Source organism: Oerskovia sp. NPDC056781 (genome assembly GCF_042789955.1).
In the GTDB taxonomy this organism is placed as follows: Bacteria; Actinomycetota; Actinomycetes; order Actinomycetales; family Cellulomonadaceae; genus Oerskovia; species Oerskovia rustica.
On sequence record NZ_JBHUAD010000258.1, the window covers coordinates 1 to 5,231 of the forward strand.

General features: G+C 71.8%; 6 protein-coding genes and 1 tRNA gene. 1 reads left to right on the forward strand and 6 read right to left on the reverse strand.

Annotation, left to right across the window (positions count from 1 at the left end; genetic code table 11):
- Positions 1–24: 24 nt before the first annotated feature.
- Both ACFRCR_RS16575 and ACFRCR_RS16580 read right to left on the reverse strand, forming a co-directional pair.
- Entirely contained in the window at positions 25–789 is a 765-nt protein-coding gene (locus ACFRCR_RS16575; RefSeq protein WP_377679050.1) for a DUF6882 domain-containing protein, read from the reverse strand.
- A 116-nt stretch (positions 790–905) separates the two neighbouring features.
- Positions 906–1,340 carry a helix-turn-helix domain-containing protein gene (locus tag ACFRCR_RS16580; RefSeq protein WP_377679052.1) on the reverse strand — a complete coding sequence of 145 codons (435 nt, stop codon included), beginning with the start codon at positions 1,338–1,340 and terminating at the stop codon, positions 906–908.
- Positions 1,341–1,495: 155 nt separating this feature from the next.
- On the opposite strand from ACFRCR_RS16580, the gene ACFRCR_RS16585 reads away from it, so the two are divergent.
- On the forward strand, positions 1,496–1,891 hold the full coding sequence (locus tag ACFRCR_RS16585) for a VOC family protein (protein ID WP_377679054.1): 396 nt from the start codon (positions 1,496–1,498) through the stop codon (positions 1,889–1,891).
- 53 nt (positions 1,892–1,944) lie between these two features.
- On the opposite strand, the gene ACFRCR_RS16590 is transcribed toward ACFRCR_RS16585, so the two are convergent.
- The 4 genes from ACFRCR_RS16590 to ACFRCR_RS16605 all read right to left on the reverse strand — a co-directional run bounded on the left by ACFRCR_RS16590 (position 1,945) and on the right by ACFRCR_RS16605 (position 5,088).
- Positions 1,945–2,184 carry a hypothetical protein gene (locus ACFRCR_RS16590; protein WP_377679055.1) on the reverse strand — a complete coding sequence of 80 codons (240 nt, stop codon included), beginning with the start codon at positions 2,182–2,184 and terminating at the stop codon, positions 1,945–1,947.
- Positions 2,185–2,365: 181 nt separating this feature from the next.
- A tRNA-Leu gene (locus ACFRCR_RS16595) sits at positions 2,366–2,439 on the reverse strand.
- A 93-nt stretch (positions 2,440–2,532) separates the two neighbouring features.
- Positions 2,533–3,390, reverse strand: coding sequence for an oxygenase MpaB family protein (locus ACFRCR_RS16600; protein WP_377679057.1), 858 nt, complete (start codon positions 3,388–3,390; stop codon positions 2,533–2,535).
- A gap of 123 nt (positions 3,391–3,513) precedes the next feature.
- Complete coding sequence (locus ACFRCR_RS16605; RefSeq protein WP_377679059.1) at positions 3,514–5,088, reverse strand: NAD(P)/FAD-dependent oxidoreductase; 1,575 nt, start codon at positions 5,086–5,088, stop codon at positions 3,514–3,516.
- Positions 5,089–5,231 lie beyond the last annotated feature (143 nt).

Here is a 5,231-nt window from a genome sequence, read left to right on the forward strand (position 1 = left end):
CACCCGGGTGCACCCGGGTGCGACCTACTTCTTGCGGCCGAACCAGCCGCGCCGCTCGGGCTGCCCGGGCGGGGGCGGCGGCGCAGGGACCGGCGCGGGCGCGGCCGTGAGCGACACCGACAGGTCCCTCAGGCGACCGCGCTCGTCGAACGACACGGTCACGTCGCCGTCGCTCGCCCCCACGAGCGCGGTCTGCTCGTCCTGCCACCGGATGTCGAGCCCGCGCAGGACCGCGTAGGCCCGCACGGCCCGGCGGTGGTCGGCCACGGCCGTGCTGCCGATCCCCTCTGGGACCACGCGCGCGACCCGCGCGACCGTCGCAGGCGGCAGCTCGAACCGCGGGTGCGTCACGAGGAACCACGCGCACGTGCCACCACCCGTGGGACCCGCGAAGTGCGTGAAGTGCCCCGTCACGGCCTTGGCCGCGAGCGCGAGCCGGTACGGGACGGCGTCCGTCAGGAGGATCTCCGGCGTGCTCAGCTCGAAGATGCCGCCGGTCACCCCGCGCTGGTGGACGTGCTCGGCCGCCGCGACGACACCCTCTGGGAAGTGGTTCACGTTGTGCCAGCCCCACAGCCAGCTCTGCGTCGCGGGCGCCGCCGTCCCCAGGAAGTGCGCCCCGCACACGAGCGGGATCTCGCTGTGGAACGTGAGCGTGCCCGCCTCGAGGTCCGCGTCCCACGCCGACTCGCCGCCCAGGTCGGCGAAGTGCGCCTGGTGCTCGGCGGACAGGATCACGGCGCGGTCGACGAGGTCCTGGAGGGTGGGCGCCGGGTTCGTCTGCGACATCCTGACAGCACACCACCGACGGGCGCGCGGCGCGCGGCGAAACGGACAGATCGCCGCCGTGAGCGCAGGGATTCACCCTGGGCGGAACGGGACCGAACCCGGAGCGCGCCGACCGCTCAGGCAGCGAGCAGCAGGACCGTCGTCGTGGGCGTACCGCTGGTCACGCGGGCAGGTGGAGCGGACCGTCGCGGCGACGCGGCGAGCGCATGCAGCTCGCGCGCGCCCTGCGGCTGCGAGGAGAGGCTGCGGCGCTCGGTGCCCGCGCGACGGTTCGCCTCGGCGTCGAACGCGTCCTGGCTGCGCGCCAGCAGATCGACCACCCGCAGGCCGAGAGCGCGGCAGATCGCGGCCAGGACCTCGGACGACGCCTCCTTGCGGCCACGCTCGACCTCCGAGAGGTACGCCGTCGAGACCTGCGCCGCGAGGGCGACGTCGAGCAGCGTACGGGCCTGATCCGTGCGCTCGGCCCGCAGGATCCCGCCGACGACGTGCCGCAGCAACGGCTCGGAAGTCCGGCGCTCGAAGAGCACCACCTGGCCTGCGGCTGCCATCGCGTGCTCCCTCGTCGCCGGTCGTGGGGCGCGGGTGCGCCGTTCCCTCAAACTAGCGCCGCCCGAGCCCAGGGACGCCAGCGGAAGAGGCTCGTCTGCTGCTGGCGTAACGTGGGAACGGCTCCGAGGAGACCTTCGCGAGAGGCGGCCCACCGATGTTCCGCACGCTCTTCCCCATCCTCACCACGACCGACCTCGACCGGTCGCTCGTCTTCTACCGCGACCTCCTGCGCGGCACCGTGACGTACCAGTTCCCCGACGACGGACCACCCGTCTACGTCTCGGTCGCCGTGGGCGACGCGTCGCTGGGGATCGGGGTGGACCGCGAGAGCCCCGACGCCGGGCACGCGCACCTGTGGGTCACGGTCGACGACTGCGACCAGGCCGTCTCCCACCTGGCCTCGGCCGGGGTCGTCGTGGTGTCGCCACCCGCGGACCAGCCGTGGGGCGAACGTGTCGCCCGCGTGCTCGACCCCGACGGGAACCAGGTGTCGCTCGGGCAGGAAGCCGCTGACGACCCGGAGCCGGACGGGCCGACGGGGTTGTCGTAGTGCCCCTTGGGTTCCCGGTGGACGACGGCACGGCGCCGCTCCGACCGATGCACCTAGCCCGGTGAGCCCTTGACCCGGCGCCGGACGACCCAGGCGAGGTGAACCGCCGCGATGACGCCCACGGAGCCGAGCGCCACGAGCCAGTAGGCCCAGGGCTTGGCCGTGATCAGGACCGCTACCGCACAGGCGATGGCGGCCCAGAGCGCGTACGACCACAGGCTTCCGCGCGAGGTCGGGGCCGGCTCCGGCTCTCCCCGATAGTCGTCCGGGTCGGCGGGCAGCATGTTCGTCACGTGAGTCCGTTCCGGGTCGTTCCACCGCCGGGGACCGGTGCAATGGTGTGCACAGATTCGCACCGACCTACGGGGATGTCCAGCTGCTGTGGACCGGACCAGGGTCTGCCGCGCGAGGCCCAGAGCAGCATCCATACCGGTGCCCCTTCGTCGGGCAAGGTTCTGGGCCTGGTGCGTCGGGTGCCCCCACTGGGACTCGAACCCAGACTGCGCCGATTTTAAGTCGGATGCCTCTGCCGATTGGGCTATGGGGGCCGGGGGTGAGGATATCCCGGCGGAGGTCGGGCCGACAGGCGGGACCAGGGCGCCGCCCCTTGTCCTCGACGCTCGGGGCAGCGTCCCAGGACGCTACCGCGACCCCGCCAGCGCCCAGCGGATCGCCTTCGTGACCGTCCGGCCACCCGCCCGCACCAGCACCGACTCGCCCCGCATCGGCCACCGCACCGGGATCATGCGCCGCGACCATGGAGGCAGCGAGGCGACCGAGGCCGCCCCCAGCGCCGCGTACGGACCCCTGGCGAGGAACGGGAGAGGTGGCTCGGACAGCAGGAAGCGAGCGACGTCGTCGGACTCGATGGTCCTCGCGAGCTGTGGGCGGAACTCCTCGAAAGCCCTCGCCAGCTCGGCGCGCGACCGCGGCGGGTCCACGGCCCCCAGCCGGTCCGCGATCGTCGCGGCCTGGGCCAGGTACTCGTCGCAGCCCGCGGCGTCGAGCGGTCGCTCGCCGTAACGCTGGTGGGCCGCGAGGAAGCTGTCGGCCTCGGCGACGTGGACCCAGCGCAGCAGCCACGGGTCGTCGGCCGCGTAGGGGCGCCCGTCGGAGGCCGTGCCGCGCACGCGGACGTGCACCGAACGGACGACATCGATCGCCTGCTGCGCGTGCTCGACCGTCCCGAAGGTCGTGACCGCGAGGAACGTGCTCGTGCGGGCCAGGCGCCCCCACGGGTCGCCCCGGTACCCCGAGTGGGCCGCGACCGCGGCCATCGCGAGCGGGTGCAACGACTGGAGCAACAGGGCGCGCAGGCCGCCCACGAACATCGACGCGTCGCCGTGCACGCGCGCGATCGCGGAGTCGGGCGGGAACCAGCGCGGACCCGGGGTGTCGTGGATGCGGGACCGCTCGGCCGGGCCGTCCGGCCCCGCGACGCGCTCGAACAGGGCTCGGCCCGCCCGGGACCGCAGGTCGTCGACCACGCGAGTGCTCATCCGTCCATTGTGCGCCGCGGAGGATTCACGTGAAACGGGTGCCCAGCAGCCGTGCAGCAGAACGCCGCGAGGGCGGCCCCGTCTGGGACCGCCCTCACGGCGTCTGCAGAGCTGCGATCAGGCTCAGGCCTTGGTCGCGGCCTTCTTGGTCGTCTTCTTGGCGGGACCGTGGTTGACGTCGGCGCCCGCGGCCTCGGCCGGAGCGGCGTCAGCCGGGGCGGCCTTGTCGGGACCTGCCTCGGCACCACCGTTCTCGGCCTCGGCGGCCGACGACACGGCCTCCTGCTTGACCTTCTCGCCTGCTGCGGCCGGCGGTACGGACGCCTGGCGGAACTCCGCGCGCGGGTCGTGCAGCGAACCGAGCGAGATGATCTCGCGGCCCATGAGGAACTGGCCCATCCAGCCGATCGCGATGCGGATCTTGCGGTTGCCCGTGGGCATCGCCATCACGTGGTAGCTGCGGTGCATGGCCCAGGCGAGGAAGCCCTTGAGCTTGAAGATGCCGAACAGCTCCGCGACACCCTTGTACAGGCCGAGCGAAGCGACCGTACCGACGCTCTTGTGCTTGTACTCGACGGGCTCGTCGCTGTGCAGGATCGCGACCAGGTTGTCGGCGAGGCGCGTGGCCTCACGGATCGCGTGCTGCGCGTTCGGCGGGCAGAACTTGCCGGGGTTCAGCAGGTCCGGGACGGCGGCGCAGTCGCCCGCGGCCCAGGCGTCGGGGACGACGTTGCCGTCCTCGTCCGCGACCTGGAGCGTCGGGAGCACGATCACGCGGCCGAGCTTGTCGACGGGCAGGTCCGAGTTCTCCTTGAGGACCGGGTTCGCCTTGACGCCTGCGGTCCACACGATGGTGTCGGTGTCGAACTCGACGCCCGTCGAGGTCACGACGTGGCCGTCGACGCACGACGACAGGAACGTGTTGAGGTGGAACTCGATGCCGCGCTTCTTGAGCTCCTCGAGCGCGTACTGGCCCATGGGCTCGGAGACCTCGGGCAGGATGCGCCCGGAGCCCTCGATCATCACGAAGCGCAGGTCCTCGGGCTCGATCGTCGGGTAGTTGCGGGCCGCGTAGCGCGCCATGTCCTCGATCTCGGCGATCGCCTCCATGCCGGCGAAGCCGCCGCCGATGAACGCGAACGTGAGCATGCGCTTGCGCAGGTCCTGGTCCCAGGTGGACGACGCGACGTCCATCCGGTTGATGACGTGGTTGCGGACCGCGATGGCCTCTTCGACGTTCTTGAAGCCGATCGCGTTCTCCGCGAGGCCCGGGATGGGCAGCGTGCGCGAGACCGAGCCGAGGCCGACGATGAGGTGGTCGTAGGAGACCGAGTAGTCGTCCCCCTCCTCGGGGCGGATCGTGATGCTGCGGCCGGCGTGGTTGATCTCCACGACCTTGCCCTGCAGCACGTCGACGCCCTTGAGGGCGCGGCGGTGAGGGGCGACGACGTCGCGTGCGTCGATCGAGCCCGCGGCGGCTTCCGGCAGGAAGGGCGCGTACGTCATGTACGGGCGCGGGTCGACGACCACGATGGCGGCCTCGCGCTTGCCGAGCTTCTTGCGGAGGCGGCGAGCCGAGTAGAGACCGACAGAGCCGCCACCCAGGACGATGATGCGGGGGACCTTGCGGGGACGCGGCGACGCAGCGCTGTCCGCGTTCTGGGCAGGGGCGACCGAGGTCTGGTCATTCAGAGGCATGAAACCAGAGTATTACTGTCTTCAACTTCTTGGTGAAAATCTGTCCGATTGGTGAGCGTGACAACCTTCACAAGCGTCCTGCGGGGCGCCTTTTTGGGATGTTCCTGCGGTTTGGGAGGTGCCGGACCCGAGGGCGGCCCGGG